This is a genomic window from Desulfotignum phosphitoxidans DSM 13687, assembly GCF_000350545.1.
Lineage (GTDB): Bacteria > Desulfobacterota > Desulfobacteria > Desulfobacterales > Desulfobacteraceae > Desulfotignum > Desulfotignum phosphitoxidans.
In genome coordinates this window covers 184,954-203,633 of the sequence record NZ_APJX01000005.1, presented here as the reverse complement: position 1 = coordinate 203,633, position 18,680 = coordinate 184,954, and the positions used below count along the sequence as shown (strand labels likewise).

Genomic DNA, 18,680 nt, shown 5'->3' with positions numbered 1-18,680 from the left:
ATCCATCCTGAAGGCCAGACAATCATATAACACAGATAAAAACACAAACTTTTAAAAAAGGGTTTCATTTTCACACCGGGTTTTTTGAAATCACAAGTTTATTTTTTTGCCGGGACACCGTTATTTTTTCAAGGGTGATCACGCCGTGGGCATCTGCAATAATCTGTCCGTTCTGGATTACATGGCCATGGATATCAATATTTTTCCAATACAAAACAGTGCCGGGCATGACATGAAACTGTTGTATCCTGCGGGGGGTGATATCCACAGTACAAACCTGAGCAGGCGCCTTGTCCATCAGAGCGACGGTCATCTCCAGACGGTCAACGGTATCCACCAAGGTGGGATCCTCCCAGTACAGCCACTGGTTGGCCTGCCCGGCCGGATCGCCGTTTCCGGGATCGCCGTTTCCGGGATCATTGTCTAAGCTGCACCGGGTAAATGCCGGCAGCAGCTGATCGGTCCGGATATCCAGTGGCATGACACGTTCGCTGTTGTTGCCCGGCATCACGGTCCGCTGGCCATGTCCTTTTTGCCCCCAGACAAACAAATGGGGCTGTTTGGTTTCTTGCAGTGCTTTGAAAAACTTGACCGCCTGACCCCATCCGATCTGGTTGTCGTTTTTGCCATTGGCAAACGTGATAAATCCCATCTCCTTTTCCGGATGGGCATACAGATATTTTGCATTGTTATAATAATCCCATACCGGGGTGCCGTCTTCAAATTTAACTTTGAACTCCGGACTTCCCCATACCTTGGCATAAGACCCCTTGAACTGCGGGGATTCTTCCGGGATATGCACCCCGACCCAGGATCTGGCCCAGGCGATTTTTTCCGGATACCGGATGGCCATCATCACACTGCCGGATCCCCCCATGGAGGAACCGGCAGCAAAGGTCCGGGACAGATCCACTTTCCATTGGGAGTCTTTGTCAATAAATGCCAGAAAAGAAAACAGCCGGTTGATGGTAAACGGCCGCACCACGCCATGTTGCCATTCCTTATTTGACTTCGGAGAATTTTTTGAAAACAGATGTTCATGATACCCGGTCCACCAGTCATAGGGATACTGGTTGGAAGCAAGCAGGATCGCCCCTTTTTCAGCATTGTTCCACCAGGCATATCCTTCCAGAAGATTTCCTCCCCATGAATGCAGATGAATTCCCACGGGTGCCGGATTTTTTACATTTTCAGGAACCGCCACCAGATAATCAAAGGGATGGGCATTCATTCCGGCATTGGGAAAAGTTTCCCAACGGGTAAAAAAATACAGGGTGGGATTTTTGATATATTGAAATTCTTTTGGGGATTCAACCCGCTGCAATATGGGTGTCCCGGGCCCAGTATCTTCTTGGACCGGGTTTTGGGTGACATTTTGTCCGATTAGACTTTCTTTGTTTTCACGGCCGCCTGTGACAGCCGTGACCGCATAATAAAAAGAGCCCTTTTGCTCCGGTGTATATACGAACGCCCCCTTATTCAGTGCCAGAGGACCCTCTTTGGGTTTAACAGTATACCGGATGGCTTTTCTGCCCGAATATTTTTCTGCGTTGGTGTGAATTCCATAAAAAAATTCATTCCAACCGGTAAACCCATCCACCCGGGCCAGGGGGGTCAATTGTCTGACATCTTTAAAGGGGGTGTTTGACCGGTAAATGTGGTACTGCACCTTATTTTTGATCTGTTTTTTTCTCTCAAAATACTGCCCATAGGTTATGTCAGCATCCGGAAAATCATTTTTCACCATATCAAAGGTTAAAAATGTCTGGCCGTCTGTATGCCATGCCCTCAGATTTTCAACCTGAGAAGCCTCAGTCACCGGTTCATGAACAGGTTCTGATTTTTTAGGACGAGCTGATGCTGGTATTTCAACCGGCGGCGATTCTGCCTGGCTTGGTTTTATATACCAGCTGTTTTTGACAGACAGGTCATTGTCAAACACCCTGGCAGATCCGCCGTCCCGGGATCTGATCGCCCGGTTGGCAAAATTGCCGGCAATCACCACATCTTTTGTTTTTTCAAACCGGTATTCAATGGCATTGGGATAGGTGGAATCAATATAAATGGTGTTGTTCACCACCTCGATATCTGTTGCGTTGCAAAGGTAAATGCCGGTATCTTTTGTGGTATGGATAAAATTATCGGCAATCCGCCCTGAATAAACCGGGGAGTTGTCCATGCCCAACAAAATGCCCCTGTCGCAATGGATGATTTTATTGCCGGTAACAATGATATTTTTTGAATGGTTCCAGAAATGGACCGCCCCTTCTGTGAGCTTGCCCCCGGGATTTGTGATATTTTTGAACACATTGTTTTTCACCACCCAGTTTTCCCCGTGGTGGACATCAATCCCGCCGGTGTAAGACTGGAAAGCGTTGCCACCGGTAAATTCAAACACGCAGTTTTCCACCATGGCCGAACGGATAAAATGGCCGGGTCTGTTTTTATCAAAAGATCCCTTGAGCATCTGCTCACCGGTGTCAAAAAAATGCACATTGCTGATAAACACTTTTTCCACTTTATTTTCACCATGGATCTGAACCGCGTGCCGTTTGACTTGTCCGATCTTCAGATTCTGGATATAAACGTGACTGCCGTTGATACTGAAAACATTGTCAACGTTTCCGGCATGTCCTTTACCCTTGATCACCACCGCACCCGGATTGAGCGAAATGCCTTTGTAAGTGACCCGGTCCCCGGATATCTCAATGCGGTGCGGAATCTCATACACCCCCTCTTCAATCAATACCGTCAAATTGCCTTTTTTGTTCAACGGAACGGTTGCCATCAGTTCTTTGACTGTGGAAACCACCAGAGTGTTTGAAAAGCCTGCCTGCGGCATGGCAAAAAAAATACCTGACATCAAAAGAAGTAAGGAATATATGTTTTTTAAACAGGTTTGCATATCAACAATGCCAGGCTTTTTAGAAAAGTTTTTTTGTTCGGTCAAAAATTCTCAGAACTTACAGTTATCATTAGATATTCGAATTGATCTATTATATATTTAATCAGCGTGTAAATAAAAATGGCAATACCCAGCATTTCCAACAATTCCTCGCATGTGTAAAAAAAACAATATAGGACATTATCTGCCCCGTATAGCTCATTTTGTCTACCACCAAACAATTCGAATCCAATCGCACCTGAAACAAAAACAGTTCCTGAAACCAAAAACAAGATCATTGTTCGTTTTGGCAAATCAAGCAAAAATCTTGAAAAAAAGGCTATGAAAATTATCAAACCGATGCTGTAGGGTATTATCCATGAATAGTAAAGAAATCCTGATGTTGCAAAAGTATTTTTTACTATGATTGTGAGGTTCTCATGTATTCCATGGATTTCATCAATCGATAAAAACAGGAAAACAAACGCCATTCCAAACCAAGGCATATATGAGGAGTTTAACTTTTTATTGGTAACACCAATAAATGCAAGCAAAACGCTTACAAACACAAGTGCAATTGATGAATAGAGTGTTGGAATATTTTTTTCAAGATTGAAATCAAACAACGGAACCAGACCATATACGTAATCATGATCAAAATAATATTTAGACACTATTCCAAGGACATTGGCACACAATAAAACTAAAATTAGATACAAATTTATCTTAAATAGTGTCTGACCGAAAACTCAGAACGCCACGTTTTTCAAGGGGATGACGGCTAAAACTTATTTGAAATTTTTACTTATAATTGAATTGCTTGTTGATTTTTACTGATTTCTGTGTTAATATAACCTATTAATAATTAACGAGATTTTAACAAACGAGAGAAATCGAAAGCAATTCAAATTTCAACACCCAAACAAAACTTCGAGGTTGTTTTGCGTAAAATTTTTGAACCACAAATGACATTCGGGCAGACCCCTATCGACCAAATCAAACTTGACATGAGGGCCAGGGATGAAATTCCCAAGCTGCTTTTGGGGCTCCAGCATATCTATTGCGATCAAGATCTGCGAGAAAAAGTTTTTGCCATCCTCAAAAAATGTGATTCCGGAAGACACTGACTCCAGAAATGGACGTCCGGGAATGGACCTGTGGAAAATCCTTGTGATGGGCACCATCCGGCTCAATTGCAATTGGGATTACGATAAGCTCCAGGAGATGGTGAACAACCACAGAACATTAAAGGCAGATGCTGGGACATGGTATGATGGACGATGACATCACCTATCCGCTTCAGACCCTGAAAGATAATGTCAGGCTTCTGACACCTGACGTTCTTGATAAAATCAACACCCTGGTTGTACAAGTAGGTCATAAACTTCTGATGAAAAAAAAACTTCGGACGATGAGACATTGATGGGACGGTGTGACTCATTCGTTGTTGAAACCGATGTTCATTTTCCCACAGACATCAACCTGCTTTTTGATGCAGTCCGAAAAATGATTCAAATTGCCGCTATTATCAGCCAGGGCATTGGAACGAGTATGTGGCGGCAATCAGCATATAATATCAAAAAATTTAAACGGCTATATCGGATAGTTCAGCGATTGAAACATTCCACATCCAAGGATGAAAAGAAAAAGGCCAAAAAAGCTCGGCAGATTATGGATGCCCACAAAGCGTATATCGAGCTTGCTGAAAAATACATTTTAAAGGCGAAATCGACCATTGAAATGATGGAGTCATCCGATATTATTAATGCGGTCCGAGCCCAAGAGTTGCAAACATATATCAATTTCGCGCTTTGGCAAATTGATCTCATAAAACGCCGGGTGTTACAGGATGAAAAAATCCCGCATAGAGACAAGATTTTTTCAATTTTCGAACCTCACACGGAATGGATTTCAAAAGGCAAAGCCGGTGTTCCCCAGGAATTGGGACTGCGGGTATGCATCCTGGAAGACCAGTATGGGTTTATCCTGCACCACCGGGTGATGGAGAAAGAAACCGATGATAAGGTGGCAGTTGCAATGGTAAGATCGGCACAAAACAAATTTTCTGGCCTCAAGGGATGCAGTTTTGATAAAGGATTTTATACCCCTGGTAACAAAATGGACCTGAAAAAAACATTGAATATTTTGGTGCTCCCGAAAAAAGGCAGATGCAACAAAGGCTGAATGTGAAGAAGAAACAGCAAAGGATTTTTATCGTTTTTAAAGAAAACATTCAGCGGTTGAATCGGCTATAAACGGGTTGGAAAATCATGGTCTGGACAGATGCCCGGATCATGGTATTCAAGGATTTAAAAGATACGTGGGCCTGTCTGTTCTGGCAAGAAACCTCCAGATCATGGGGCATAATATACAACAAAAAGGATTGAAACAGCTGCAACGGTTTGAACAGCGCAAAGCCGCTTAAAAACAGGCCATTGCATCAAAAACAGCACGTCAAACACTACAGGTGTGCCCGAAAAATGGGAAAGTCGTCAAAAAACGACTATCATGAAAGCACTTTCCCCGGTTTGTGATAGCAGGAGGACCAACAATTGAAAATTTTGTCAGGCATGTGCCCCGGAAAATCTCAAAATCGGGGTTTCCGGCCAGCCACTAAATATTTTTTCCGGGCATACTTTAATGTGCATAATTTCATCCTAAGTTGTTTTATGTTTTGTTCGACGGCCATAAAGTCATTATTTGGTTTCTTCTCTTCAGAGTCTAAAACATCATGTCATTGAAATAAATTAAACACTAAGGCGAGCGATGCCCGCAACCCAAATCCCAGATGACATGAACCGCCTTATTTGCTAAATCCACATTAACCTTTTATCAGAGTGCCAAATAAACTTTTCCAATATCTCAGGTTCAACGGTGAAAAGAATATACCTTTCAGAATACATCGCATAGCAGCTGACCGATCTCCTGATTCACGATATATTGCATTTGCAAGGTTCCAGACATAGATTCTGGACACACACGATTTTAAAATTCTTCTTTCTTTAGATGAAAGTTCAATGAACCGAGGAATCCATTGCTGATATAGGCGGATCTCATTTTCTGAAATTTTAATACTTTTAGCTTTATTTCCCGATGCGTTGCAGCCACTGATATTGTCATTATGAATCGTATAGAAGATATGAATATTACGAGATGCGGCAAGTTTAAAACCAACGGTAATCATCTCCAAAGTAAACACAAAATCCTCTCCGATTTTAATCTCATCTCGTAATTCAAGATGTTCAAAGACTCGTCGTCTGAAAAGGGCCGATTGAAGTCCGATAGTAAATCTTTTATCTAAAGCAACCTTTAAAACATTCCTGTGTTTAAGTACGATATAGTCTTCTATCTCTTCAGAAATCAATTCTTTCGGAAGACCGTTTTCACATTTGAACTTGGATGAAGTAACCACACTTCCATCCAAGTTACGCCGTTGCAAATCGCCGAAAATAACGTCGATTTGTGATTTTCTTTCAAGAAAATTTACAAATTCAGCCAAGTGATAATTCGGCCAGACATCGTCAGAGTCTAAAAATGCAATAAAATCTCCCTTCATTTCCAATAACCCACTCTTTCTTGCACCCGCAGCACTGTGAGTAAATTCACTGTTTGTTTTACAGGTAATGCGAGGGTCATTTGCTGCCAGATCACGAATAATATCCATGCTGTTATCAGTTGAATGATCATCAACAATAACAAGTTTCCAGAAAGGATAAGTTTGATTTAACACTGATTTGACAGAACGTTCGACAAATGCAGCCCGATTATGAACAGGTATCACAATAAATACTTGAGACACGCGGCTGATTCTATGATCTATCTGATGCTGATGCTTATTGCAATAATTCCCAGAGAATTGAGTATCATTCAATCTTTATTAATCTCCTGTCAATATCAATTAAAATGCTTCAGTAACTACAATCATGTTTAACGGTAATTTACCAATAATTTTTTCTGAATATAATAATTAATATAGCCGTTGATAATCAAAAGAAAATAAAACACTTCATAATAATTAAGTGATAAAAAAAGCGAACACACACTTAAGCCGAAAAATGAAACCACACTGGACTCGTTTAAATAATGAAGCGTTGCCAGTTCATTATCGTCAAATTGTGATCCATGAATTGACAACAGACGGTTGTTTTTAAATCCCTGCCACAAAACAAACCAGACAATCAAACAATAGGCAGCCAAGCCCAATATGCCAACCTCTGCGGCAAATTGCAACGGCACGCTGTGGGTGGCACGGGGCTGTTTATCGCTGAAATCAGCCATGGCCCGGACAAAACAGGCGATGCCCACCCCTGTTGCCGGATGGGCATAAAGCATATCCAGAGCAGCATGCCAAGCTTCCAGACGGGTTTCAGCCGATGTTTCGCCTTCGTAGTCAACAATGGTTTCTGTTCTGATTTTAAGCAGGTCTCCGCCTTGAAAATAAAATGCCAGCAAAAACATGGGTATCAATATAAATATCAACAAATATCGATTTTTTGAAAATATCACCCCTGCGAACAGACTGGCAGCCAGTCCCACCAGCCCGCCTCTGGAACCTGTAAGAAAAATGGCATGCCAGCCCAAAGGGATCACGGCCCATATTGCATATCGGGGTATCCGGTTTGCCAGATGCAACCCCCAGTAAAACAAAAACGGCACGGCGGTGACAAAAAACATGGCAAAGGCATTTTCATCACTGTAGATGGACCCGCCCACCGGCACCGTCGGTCCCATGAGACGTCCCATATTGAACGCCTGCCAGTTCTGGGAAAGGTATTGATAATTGGCCCACCAGGTCAAATGGATCATGGCCACAATTATAATATAAGAGAAATACTTTTGTTTCTGGATATCAGCCACAAGCAATACCGCAGCAAAATAGAAAAAAATAATTTTGGAAAAATGGATGAATGTCAGATAAGGCACCTCGCCCAGTAAACCGCCATATGGGGCGAAAAAATAGGAAATTACATATGATATCCACAGGATGAACACACAAAAATTAATTCGGGTGAACAACAGGTCAAAATCCAGGCCCTGCCGGAAAACAGCAATGCAAAGAGCGGCAATGGTTGTAACAGCAACAATAAAAGATACCCGCAATCCTTCAAAATTCCACCACCAGATATATTGGGGGCCCCATATGGCCAGGCAATAATACGCCATGGCACCGATAAATGGATTTCGCAATGTCTGCAAGCCCGTGCCCAGTATGGCTGCAAACAGTATCAGCTTTCCCATGTAAGCCTTCTGCCAATTTGACGGCACTGACCATTCTTTTCAGATTTCACAATATTTATCCAGGTTTTTGCCAGACAACCGCCTTGTTCCTGGAATCTAACGGTACCCATAGGATTCATTTAATTTTCCACATTCGGAATTAAATAATTTCAGATGAGATTTTGATAATTTTCGTTTCCAGGAATCATCATGCTTTTTAATTGTTCCATCAAATTTATGCCGCATGGAATTTCCCACGATATGTCTGTGGGGAAAATTTGCATAGTCTATTATTGAATAATCGGTCACCCCGCAAAATTCAAATAAGACTTTTTTATATTTTTCGGGATTATCACACAGATCTTCCAGGCGTATCTGTAAAAAATTATCTTCTTTTAAAAAATTCTTTTTTATTATTTCAATATTTCTGTTTCCCCATTTCCATACAGCCACCGCCTGTTCTGGTGAATATTTTTCACGCTCTACAAGAGAGTTCATTACTGCTCTGCCATTCCTTATCAGAGAAATGACCCTTAAGTTTACGTCTGGTTGCTGTGCAAGGAATTTTATCTGATATGGATTTTTACTTGTATCAAGAAAGATACCTGTGTCTTCTATTTCACATAATATCCTGGAAAGAGCTAAATATCTTGAAAGTTTTTTCTGGACGACCTTGTTATACCGGGATGATCTGAAAAAGAAATTCACTGCCATATCGATTTTTTTAATGGGAAAATTGTAATAAAAAAGATCCTCCAGCTTATCTTTATTATGTTCAGGCTGGAGATTGATTCCCAAATTTCCAATATTAAAATCCAATCCATGTTCCCGGGTTTTTCTGGACCAATTTTCCCAAAATTTGCAGTGATCGTACTTTTTACCACAGGCGCACAATCCTTTTTTGGGAAAATCGATTGAGAATTCACCTACAGTTGATATTTCCGGGTGGGCACCAAGAATGCATGCAATTAACGTGGAACCGCTGTGTTCAACAGAATGGAGATATAAATATCTGATATCTTTATTCATCAATACTATACCTTTGCACGACCACATCGAGTTCGCCGCGCGGTGGGGACGCCACTTGGGGCCGAATTCGAGAGAAATGACTCGCAGATGTCATACGTGCAGGGGGATGATATTCGGGCGGCAATGAAGGCGCTTGAGTCGAAAATTCAAAAAATTTTATCCGCATGTTACAATCCTGGAGAATGCGCTCAATTTTCAAAGGTCTCAATTTGTATAAATCATGATCACTCTGTAAAGCTTGGATTATTGTTTTTTTGGAACCTACATGGTTCAAAGGCGGAGAATGTCAAGCATGATGGCGCCTTATTCCCCTCCAGGCCCATATATTAATGTTGCACCTGTTTTACCGGACAAAGAGTATAAACCAATTAACATTTGTTTCCATAATACACCCGCCTAAAAACCAATTGCGATAGAAATTTCTGCTTTGCACCATTGTCCCATTGATTCCAAAACAAATGCTCATCATTCCTGGAAAAGGAAACCACCGGGGTATCAACAAAGACAAGCCCCTTGTCCCGACATTTTTGCTCAAGTTCCTGTTCATCTGAGCCGGCGACAGGATATCTTTTGAAGGCTTTGCGCAAGGCAGTCTTGCTTATTTTTTTGCTGTTTTTGAGCTTTTTGGCCATGTTTATGAGTTTATCCTCAGGGAACAAGCTCTTGCCCTGGTTCATGCGGTTATAGATAACTTCAGCTGCCTTGTAATTGTGCCTGAAAAAATGTTGCGTTACCCCCTGCAGGGTATTCAGCTCCTGACCAGGTTCGAGCTTTAAGGCAAAACCTTTTTGTTCTCCCGGCCTGGGAAAGGGCTGCAAGCCAATAGCTGTAAATTTTTCGGTATACTTTTGGGCAGGTTGTACGCTTTGATCAAAAGGCTCCGGCAGCACTGTGTAGCTGTAAATCACCCCGTAGCCCCCGTTTTTTACAGGGACATATTCCCCTTTTACCTTACTGCAGGTGGCAAAAAAGGCTGCCACCCATTTATCATTTGTAAAATCCATCAAGTCCGTCTTGAGCTCATAGTGTTGGGCCAGCCCCAGGTAGTCAACCTTAATGGGTACTGGTTGCTCCTTTCCTTGTATCAGCAAGCCCCGCTCATATATTGATTTCACAAAGGGGTGAGTCTTAAGCAGTAATTCAAATTCTATTGAACGTAACCGGTCAATGAATATTTCCAATTCATCCCTTGGCTGATTCTTTTCCTTTCTATAGATTGTTGGCAGACACTCAGAATGATAGTCTGTCTGACCCCGAAAAAAGATATTCACTGTTGAAGAGGTGGGGTGCAAAACATAAGGTCCGTTTGCCGACTCCAGCCTGATCTCAAACTTATCCTCTGCTCCCATATCGCTCAAGAGAAGGCGCCAGCGTTTATCGTTTCTAAGCTTTTCCTCGCTCTGGGCTATCTTATCCAGAATGAACAATACAGTGGGTAAGTCGTCGATTTCTTTCCGGCTTAATTGCATGGGTTACAGGAAAGCCCTAACCGCTATCGGCGCTACTGGCTTGATTTAACTTACCTATTGAATCTATCGCATTAAGAAGATCCTGACTTTGCCCTTCAATCAACTTATCTCCAATCGCTTTTGACATCTCCAGTGCTTTCTGTCCATATTTCTCAGCTTCCTGCATGTTTGAGAGATTATAATAGCTGGAACCAAGCATCTCCAGACTTTCAGCCTGACCTTTTTTGTCCTCGGCCTGGGCATAAAAGCGATGGAGCTTCCGGGCATAATCGATGGCCTGTTCAAACTGCTCTTCCCGGTTGCTTATGCAATATTTGAGTCTGAGCAGAAAAAAACGCCAAGGGCTTTCCTCGGGAATCATGGACTGAATGCGATTGATAAGTTCTTTGGACTTATCCACCATACCCAAAGACAAATAAGTGTTGGCCCTTTCATATATGGCTTCTATAAGCCCCGGCTTATATTCAATTTCCCTGAAATACCTCTCAGCCTGCCGAAAATGATCTATGGCCAGATGCAAATAACCGCCTTCCAGGAAAATTTGAGGATCAGCCCTGAAAATGTAGCCAAGACGAATCAGGGCCCTGCCTTCCCTTTGCTTGTTCTGGCTTTGCCTGCTAAGCAGGAGGGCTTTGCTAACTGCCTTAACAGCCTGTGACCACTGCCCTTTTCTGAGCAGGATTTGTCCCAGCGTCAAATATTCCTCACTCAGCAGCAGGTTGTTTGTTTGCTTTTTATAAAGTCCAATTGCCCTTTGAACATGTTTTAGAGCCTGGGAATAATCACTTAAATTCAAGTAGCTATTTGCAAGATTGCTGGCTGCCTTAGCCTCTATCTCCCGTTGCTTTTGCTTTTTGATTATTGCCTGTGCCTTATGGCAACATTCTATACTTTCCCAAAACCTGCCGCTATTATTGTATATCGATGAAAGATTCAAATAGTATACAGCCCATTTACTATTCTTGGAATGAAGTCGTGATAAGGGCTTATACGCTACTTGCAAATGCCTATAAGCAGAAGTGAGATCGTAGTTATTCAGAGCCTCTATGCACTTGTTAAAATGTGTATCTATAGAAGGGTAAAAGCTTATGCGCATTGGTCCTGTTTGCCTATGTATGATCTGAGACCTTTGCACGACTATATCTATTTCGCCGCGCCGGAATTGCCATCTTGACTGCTAATTGCTTAAATTAATGACATTGATCGTATAATCCAATTTGAAACTTCAACGATAATATTTTTCTATCAAGCCTTCACATTTTGATTCAATTTGTCTAAACCATGAATCGGAAATTGATGGTTTCCATTTTTCAATTAAGGATTTATTTACTAATTTATCAAGAATTGTTTCATCCATCAATTCGATATTCAAACAATTGCATACCAAATCCATTTGAACTTTCGGGTCATCAACAATACGTTCAAAGGGAATAGAAATATCGGAAAATTTTATTCCAAAACAATATGATAATTTCCAGATCAAAAAAAATAATTCATAAGCATATTTTAAATCTTTTTTATCCAGAAATGGAAAAAAATATTTTAAATCTTCACCCCATGAATTTAAATAAAACCTGTCAATTGAGTCTAACTCTTTAATTTCAGCATAAATACAGGAAATATTTTGTTCTCCGATAAATGAGCACCATTGATCTCTTGGGTTTCGAAAGATATGGATGATTGATGAGTCTGGATAATTCGCCTTGATCCAAGGCAACCGAAAATCGATTCTATTAAATTGAAGAACTGGTATATTTTTAGCTCGTTCAATCAAAATATCAATATATTGTTTCATCCTGGGATTCCAAGAACTGCCTGACATATAAAGGTCACGATCTATCCAAGATTCCTGATAAACTGAGCTTAATGCTTCAAGCCCGTCATATTCTCTCCAATAGTTATCAACACCTATGTGAGTTGCGTCTGTGTTTTTTCCTCTGATTGACGGGTCAAACCATCGCCTTTCATTAAAAGGCTCATAATAGGCTGTAAAAGATTGAACTTGCCTGAATATGTTCCATAAAAGCGTTGTACCGCTTCGAAACCGGCCTGTTATAAAAATGGTTTTTCTACAAGAACACATATCAGCCGGTATATCAGATGACCTGCCCAATTCAGGATAATTTTGATAGGCATGGTTGAGCAGGAATGATTTATCAAGTTCAGGTAAAACCAGTTGATTATTCAATGTCTGATTTATTATAGACCTGAATTCATCTGTTTTAGCCAACCTGTTTAAAAAAGAGAAAAAAAATGTTCTCAAAAAAGGTCTGATTTGTTTCTTATACAAAGGTATTAATCTCCAGGCAGAATCTATTGACATACGCCAGTATTTTCCAGCCGGCTTATTGTTTCATAAGTTTGTTTTGCAATTTGATACCAATCATTTTTCTGAGCCCAAATTTTGCCGGATTCACCCATTTTCCGTCGGATCTGTTCATTTTTGATCAAAAATTTAATTGCATCTTTAAGTTCAGAAAAGTTGTTTCCATCAACGACCAAACCCGTCTTTCCATCCTGAACCGCTTCTTGTTGTCCACCGGTATTGCCTGCTATGGAGGGTATTCCTGCGGCAGCAGCTTCAATAAAGACAATCCCGAACCCTTCGATCATGGATCCGGCCTGAACCGACGGCATTACATGAATATCTGAAATCAAAAAGACAGCTATCCTTTCCTCTTCGGTCACATGGCCTGTGAAATGAACGAATCTGTCCAGATTCAGGTCTTTGACCCTTTTTTTCAATCGGGATTTTTCCTCACCATCGCTTCCGACAATATAAGCCACATTGACCCCTTGTTTTCGCAACACATCCACGGATTCAATCACCTTCAGATGATTTTTTCTAGGTTCCATGCGGGCCATGGTACATAAAATAACGGTGTCTTCAGGCCAGTCAAACGTGGCTCTGAATTTCTTCAACCGGCTCTTTTTCATGTCAAAGGCGTTTGCATCCACTCCCGGATGGATACATGCCACAGGCCCGGATGGTGAAAAAGACCTTAGCAGGTTTTTTGTGGATTGACTGTTGACGATCACCTGATCTGAATTCTGGTACACCCATCTGGCAGCCAAAGACAATTGCCTGCTGGTCTGTGCCGTCAGGATCTCCTCTCCATGGGCATAGGTGATAACCGAAATTTTTTTTGGACTTGTTTTTTTTAAAAGAACCGCTGGAATCGCTTCAGGAAATGCCCTGAGGCAATGAATTCTGATTGTGTCATCTGCTGCATATGCTTTAAGTTTTTTATAGATTTGCCATAATTTTTTTATAAATTGAAAATCAAAAAAATCGATGTTCTCAATTTTCAGATCGTATCTTACAATACATAGTTCACCGTGATCTTTGGAATCAAAAATATTCTGTTTTTCACCCAGAAGCAGGTCAAAAGAATAATCCTGAACCAATGCTGTAACCGGGGTGGGCCACCGTTTGTAAACTTCATACAGCCATTTGTGGGCACCGCCGATTTCCGGAAAAAAATCCTGGGTAATAATGATATCCATCAGTTTATATTTTTCCCCGGACAGTAGATTTTATTTGTTCCGCTCAAAAACAAGTTTCCCATAGGCCCAGGATTCCCGAAGTTCGTCCAACCCACCGGGGAAAACAGCAAAAGAAACCAAATATGCGGCGGCAGATAAAAACAAACCCGCCGGCAGCCAGAACAGGTTGTTGAGATCATCCATGAACGGTACAACCAGCACCACACACGTCCCTCCCATCAGAAGGCTGGAAAAAACCGGCTTGTAAACAGCTCCGGCCATATGTCCCAGGGTTATGGCAGTATTTTTAAATGTATAATAAAAAATGGGGAAAAATAATAAATAATTGGCCAGTGCATAGGCCAGTGCCACCCCTTTGGGTCCCCAGGGCAGGCCTATGGCAAAGGAAAGACACGTAACCACCGCAGTTGCCACACTTAGAACAAGAAACAGCCGTCCTTGTCCGGATGAAACAAGCACCATTTCACTGGTACTGGCCACCGGCTGTATAAAGGCGGCCAATGCCAGAATTTTAAAAATCTCACTGGCCCCTATCCACTGGGTGCCGAGCAGCAGGCTGATGAGTTGATCTGAAAACACAAACATGAATGTGACCAGCGGCATCGATATAAACGCAAGCAATGACACACATTTTAAAAAATAGTCGCGATACTGTTCCGGATTGTCCTGCAGTCGGCTTAAAGAAGGAATTGCCACCCGTGTCAAAGGATTTCGCAAATTTGTAATAGGCATCATCAACAATTGATAAGCCTTGCTGTATAGTCCTAAGGCATCACTGCCGTGAGACCGTCCGATGAGAACATTGTCCAAATGGCGTGGAAAATAGTTCACCACATTGGATCCCACCAGACTGGAACCGAACCGGATCATGGCACCCACGCCGGAATGCCTGCGGGGCAACCCCGGAATCCATTTACAAAAATACCAGTACCCGATGGTGTTCAATGAAACAAATGTCAGCAGGTTAAAAACCAGGGCCCAATATCCAAACCCGTAATAACCGGTGATAATGGCCACAACAACCCCGGCCAGCGTGGATATCACATTGATGATCACGATTGAAAAAAACCGCATCTGCCGTGTCAGCAGTGCCTGGTGCTGTACCCCCATACCGGTGATGACAAAAATCAAAGATAAGGTCAGCATCACCCAAAGCAGTTCCGGTGTTTTGTAAAACCACGCGGCCGCAGGAGATATCACTGCGGTGAACAGGGTGATTAAAAAACCGATCAACACGTTTATCCAAAATAATGTGCTGACCTGTTCATGGGTGATATCTGAGCGCTGGACAGTGGCCGTGGACAATCCAAAGCTGGAAAACATACCGGCAAAACCGGTGATGGTCATGGCCATGGCATTGATGCCGTAATCCTGGGGGCTCAATATCCGGGCCAGAATCATGGTGGATCCTAACTGAATAATGAACATGAGTGCCTGGGATCCCAGTGTCACGGCCCCGCTGCGCAAGGACCGCTTTTTCAAATCCGTGTTCAGCCGGCGAGTGTCAAAAATATGGGCATATTTTTCCATATGGGATCACAGCACCTGCGTATAGAGCCTTTCATACGCCAGGGCCATTCTGCCTGCTGAATATTTATTACAAACCTTTTGTTTTCCTGTGGATGCCATTTTTTTTGCCTCCGGGTGATGGGTTGAGACGGAAACAATTTTTTGCAGTAGATGCTTTGAATCTTCTGATTTGAATATATACCCTGTTTTTTTATCTTTGATCAATTCTGCTGACCCGGGGATATCAGAACAGATCACCGGTTTTTGTGCTGCCAAAGCTTCCATCAGGCATCTTGGAATGCCTTCAAGCCGGGATGGCAGCACAAACACATCAAACCCGTTCAAAAATTCAAGCCGGTGACCCTGAAATCCGAAAAACATTATATTTTCAGAAATTTCAAGGTCTTTTGCCAGCGTTTCAAGAAAAGGCCGCAATGGACCATCACCGACCAATGCCAGCTTCCAGGGCAGGTTTTTATCAAGCATTGACAGGGCATTAAACAAAACATCCAGTCCCTTGCGATGGATGAGCTGCCCGATATAGCCAAGGATGAAAAAACCCTGTTCCTTCCATTGGATCAGTTGCGGATGAACATTTTTGCAGGCTTGAATTTCTGTAATATCCACCCCGTTTTGAATAAAAGTCAGTTTTTTTTTGACAAAAAATTTTTTTTCAAGGCCGGCATACAGCTCCGGTGATAAAGGGACTACGGCATCCAGCCAGGGAAATATCATCCGGTCCATCATTTCATAGCATTTGAGGGCAAATCCCGCTTCTTTGCTCCAGCCATGAGGGGTGGAGATGATTTTACACCGGGTTCCCATGACAGCCAGAAACCCGATCATATCGGTTTTGTACCAGTGGGTATGAAGGATATCGATCTTGTTTGCAAAGATATACTGCCGCAGTCTTCTGACAGCAGACAGATTGATTCTGCCCGGCGCATTGATCGTGACAGTTTGAAATCCCAGGGCGGCCGCCTCCCGGATCAGGGGCGGGTCTGCCTTTCCCGGATCATCTTTGATCACACCGACAACAGATTCCACTTTGGCGGGGTCCAGGTGCCGGACCAGGGCCAGAATCCATCGTTCCGCACCATACAGCCCGGCAGGGCTTCCCAGCTGTAAAACACGGATGGGCCTTTGTTTCATTGCAACGGTCCTTTGTGAAACTGTTTTTCCCACAGCCCCAGCATCATCAGGCCCCAGAGCAGAACACTGTGGTCCGCCCTTCCCTGCTGATGACGGGACCACAGGGTGTGAAGCTGTGCCGGGTTCATACAGGACAGAACCACCTCACTGTTAAAGATATGATCATGGGCAAACGTGTTTAAATCCTTGCGAAGCCAGTGTGCCGCAGGTATGGCAAATCCCTGTTTGGGCAGATCTATAATTTGGGGAGGCAGGTGTTTTGCTGCAAGGTGACGCAGCAGCCGCTTGCCGGACCCATTTTTCACCTTCAAATGCAGGGGCAATGCAGCGGCAAATTCAAGGATCCGGTAATCCAGCAGCGGATTTCTGACTTCAAGGGAATGGGCCATGCTCATTCTGTCCACCTTGACCAGCACATCGTCGGTCATATAGCACTGGATATCGGTGTGCTGGCTTCTGGAAACCGGGTCTGTGCCGCTGCTTTTCTGATACACCGGCATCACGGTTTCCGCCGGGGTGAAGCCTTTCAGGGCATCCATGAAACCCTTTGCATACAGGTTCTGCCGGATCTTTTGCCTGAGCCAGATCAGGTCGTTGTAAAACGCCTGGGCATCGCTGACAGCCAGGTTTTCAAAGATGGTTTTCAGCCGCAGGAACCGGGGCAGTCCGGGGCCGGCCGGATACAGGGCACCGATCAGAGAAAACAGCGGGGTTCTCAAAACCGCCGGGAGCACCAATCGCAGTCTGGATTCCATCTGGTGGGGCAGATACCGGAAGGTGTATCCGCCGAATCCCTCATCTCCGCCGTCTCCGGACAAGGCCACGGTCACATTTTTTCCGGCCATGCGACACACATGCCAGGTGGGAAGCGCACTGGAATCGGCAAACGGTTCATCAAAAAAAGCGGCGATTTTCTCAAGGGTCTGGGATGCATCCGGATTGACGATGAACTGGTGGTGGTCTGTTTTTAAAAAATCCGCCACCATGCCGGCTGCCGGCAGTTCGTTGAACCCTGTTTCATCAAACCCGATGGTGTGGGTGGCAACCGGTTGAGATGATATCTTCGCCATAAAAGACACCACCAGAGAAGAGTCTATCCCGCCGGATAAAAACGCACCCAGGGGCACATCACTGATCAGTCGGAGCTTTACCGCGTCATACAGCAGTTCCGTCAACCGGTCTGAAGCCTGGTCCATGGTCAGGTCACGGGTTGACCCGAAATCAAGATGCCAGTATTTTTTCAAATTCAAGCCATCAGATGTCAGGGTCAGGGTGTGGGCAGAAGGCAGTTTGGATATGTCATCATAAATTGAATATGGAACCGGGATATAGCCAAAGGAAAAATAGCAGTCCAGGGCTTTTGGATCTATTTTTTTCTGTGACAGGCCCGCAGCCAGGATCGCCTTGAGTTCCGAGGCAAAAGCAAACCTTTTGCCGTCCCAGAAATAGTAAAACGGTTTTTTGCCCACCCGGTCCCGGGCGGCAAACAGCGTTTTTTTCCGGCTGTCCCAGATGGCAAAGGCAAACATGCCGTTGAATTTTTTAACGCACGCTTCTTTCCATTCAATATAGGCATTCAGCACCACTTCTGTATCTGATGTGGTGCTGAACCGGTAATTTTTGCGCACCAGTTCTTTTTTTATCTCTTGAAAATTGTACACCTCTCCATTAAACACAATGTGCAGGGTTTGATCCTGGCTTGCCATTGGCTGTTGGCCGGTAGAAAGATCAATGATGCGCAACCGTTTGTGGCCTAAGGCCGCATGATCATCCACATAAACCCCTTGTTCATCAGGGCCGCGGTGGGCCATGGTGTCTGCCATGTTTGTAATCTGCGCCATGGCGCTGTCCCGGTTATGGGGAACAAACTGAATGATTCCGGCTATACCGCACATGCTGGTTCAATGTCCTGA

12 protein-coding genes and 1 pseudogene are annotated in these 18,680 nt (G+C 43.4%); 1 reads left to right on the top strand and 12 read right to left on the bottom strand.

Going from position 1 to position 18,680, the window contains the following annotated elements:
- Positions 1-70 precede the first annotated feature (70 nt).
- The gene (locus DPO_RS23985) at positions 71-2,842 is read right to left on the bottom strand and encodes an alpha/beta hydrolase-fold protein (protein ID WP_160166916.1); all 2,772 of its coding nucleotides are present in this window, start codon (positions 2,840-2,842) and stop codon (positions 71-73) included.
- 104 nt (positions 2,843-2,946) lie between these two features.
- Positions 2,947-3,558: a hypothetical protein gene (locus DPO_RS12835; RefSeq protein WP_051069377.1), complete on the bottom strand. Its 612-nt coding sequence runs from the start codon at positions 3,556-3,558 to the stop codon at positions 2,947-2,949.
- Between the two features lie 267 nt (positions 3,559-3,825).
- Between DPO_RS12835 and DPO_RS12825 the strand changes: the two are divergent.
- Positions 3,826-5,309, top strand: a pseudogene (locus DPO_RS12825) (ISNCY family transposase).
- Between the two features lie 396 nt (positions 5,310-5,705).
- Here DPO_RS12825 and DPO_RS23980 read toward each other — a convergent pair.
- The 10 genes from DPO_RS23980 to asnB form a co-directional block, all read right to left on the bottom strand.
- Positions 5,706-6,755, bottom strand: a complete 1,050-nt coding sequence (locus DPO_RS23980) for a glycosyltransferase family 2 protein (RefSeq protein WP_006966376.1) — start codon at positions 6,753-6,755, stop codon at positions 5,706-5,708.
- A gap of 56 nt (positions 6,756-6,811) precedes the next feature.
- Entirely contained in the window at positions 6,812-8,122 is a 1,311-nt protein-coding gene (locus DPO_RS12815; protein WP_006966375.1) for an O-antigen ligase family protein, read from the bottom strand.
- A gap of 96 nt (positions 8,123-8,218) precedes the next feature.
- Positions 8,219-9,130, bottom strand: coding sequence for a sulfotransferase (locus DPO_RS12810; RefSeq protein ID WP_006966374.1), 912 nt, complete (start codon positions 9,128-9,130; stop codon positions 8,219-8,221).
- Positions 9,131-9,498: 368 nt separating this feature from the next.
- Positions 9,499-10,599, bottom strand: a complete 1,101-nt coding sequence (locus DPO_RS12805; RefSeq protein ID WP_006966373.1) for an FRG domain-containing protein — start codon at positions 10,597-10,599, stop codon at positions 9,499-9,501.
- 16 nt (positions 10,600-10,615) lie between these two features.
- Positions 10,616-11,536 (bottom strand): tetratricopeptide repeat protein, encoded by a 921-nt coding sequence (locus DPO_RS12800; protein ID WP_456072979.1) that lies wholly within the window; start codon positions 11,534-11,536, stop codon positions 10,616-10,618.
- A gap of 288 nt (positions 11,537-11,824) precedes the next feature.
- Positions 11,825-12,922 carry a sulfotransferase gene (locus DPO_RS12795; protein WP_006966371.1) on the bottom strand — a complete coding sequence of 366 codons (1,098 nt, stop codon included), beginning with the start codon at positions 12,920-12,922 and terminating at the stop codon, positions 11,825-11,827.
- Complete coding sequence (locus tag DPO_RS26575; RefSeq protein ID WP_006966370.1) at positions 12,913-14,106, bottom strand: glycosyltransferase family 4 protein; 1,194 nt, start codon at positions 14,104-14,106, stop codon at positions 12,913-12,915. Before DPO_RS26575 ends, DPO_RS12795 begins: the two co-directional genes overlap by 10 nt.
- 30 nt (positions 14,107-14,136) lie before the next feature.
- Positions 14,137-15,636, bottom strand: a complete 1,500-nt coding sequence (locus DPO_RS12785) for a lipopolysaccharide biosynthesis protein (protein ID WP_006966369.1) — start codon at positions 15,634-15,636, stop codon at positions 14,137-14,139.
- Between the two features lie 6 nt (positions 15,637-15,642).
- Complete coding sequence (locus DPO_RS12780) at positions 15,643-16,767, bottom strand: glycosyltransferase (RefSeq protein ID WP_006966368.1); 1,125 nt, start codon at positions 16,765-16,767, stop codon at positions 15,643-15,645.
- Entirely contained in the window at positions 16,764-18,662 is a 1,899-nt protein-coding gene (gene asnB / locus DPO_RS12775) for an asparagine synthase (glutamine-hydrolyzing) (protein ID WP_006966367.1), read from the bottom strand. Before asnB ends, DPO_RS12780 begins: the two co-directional genes overlap by 4 nt.
- Positions 18,663-18,680: the final 18 nt, after the last annotated feature.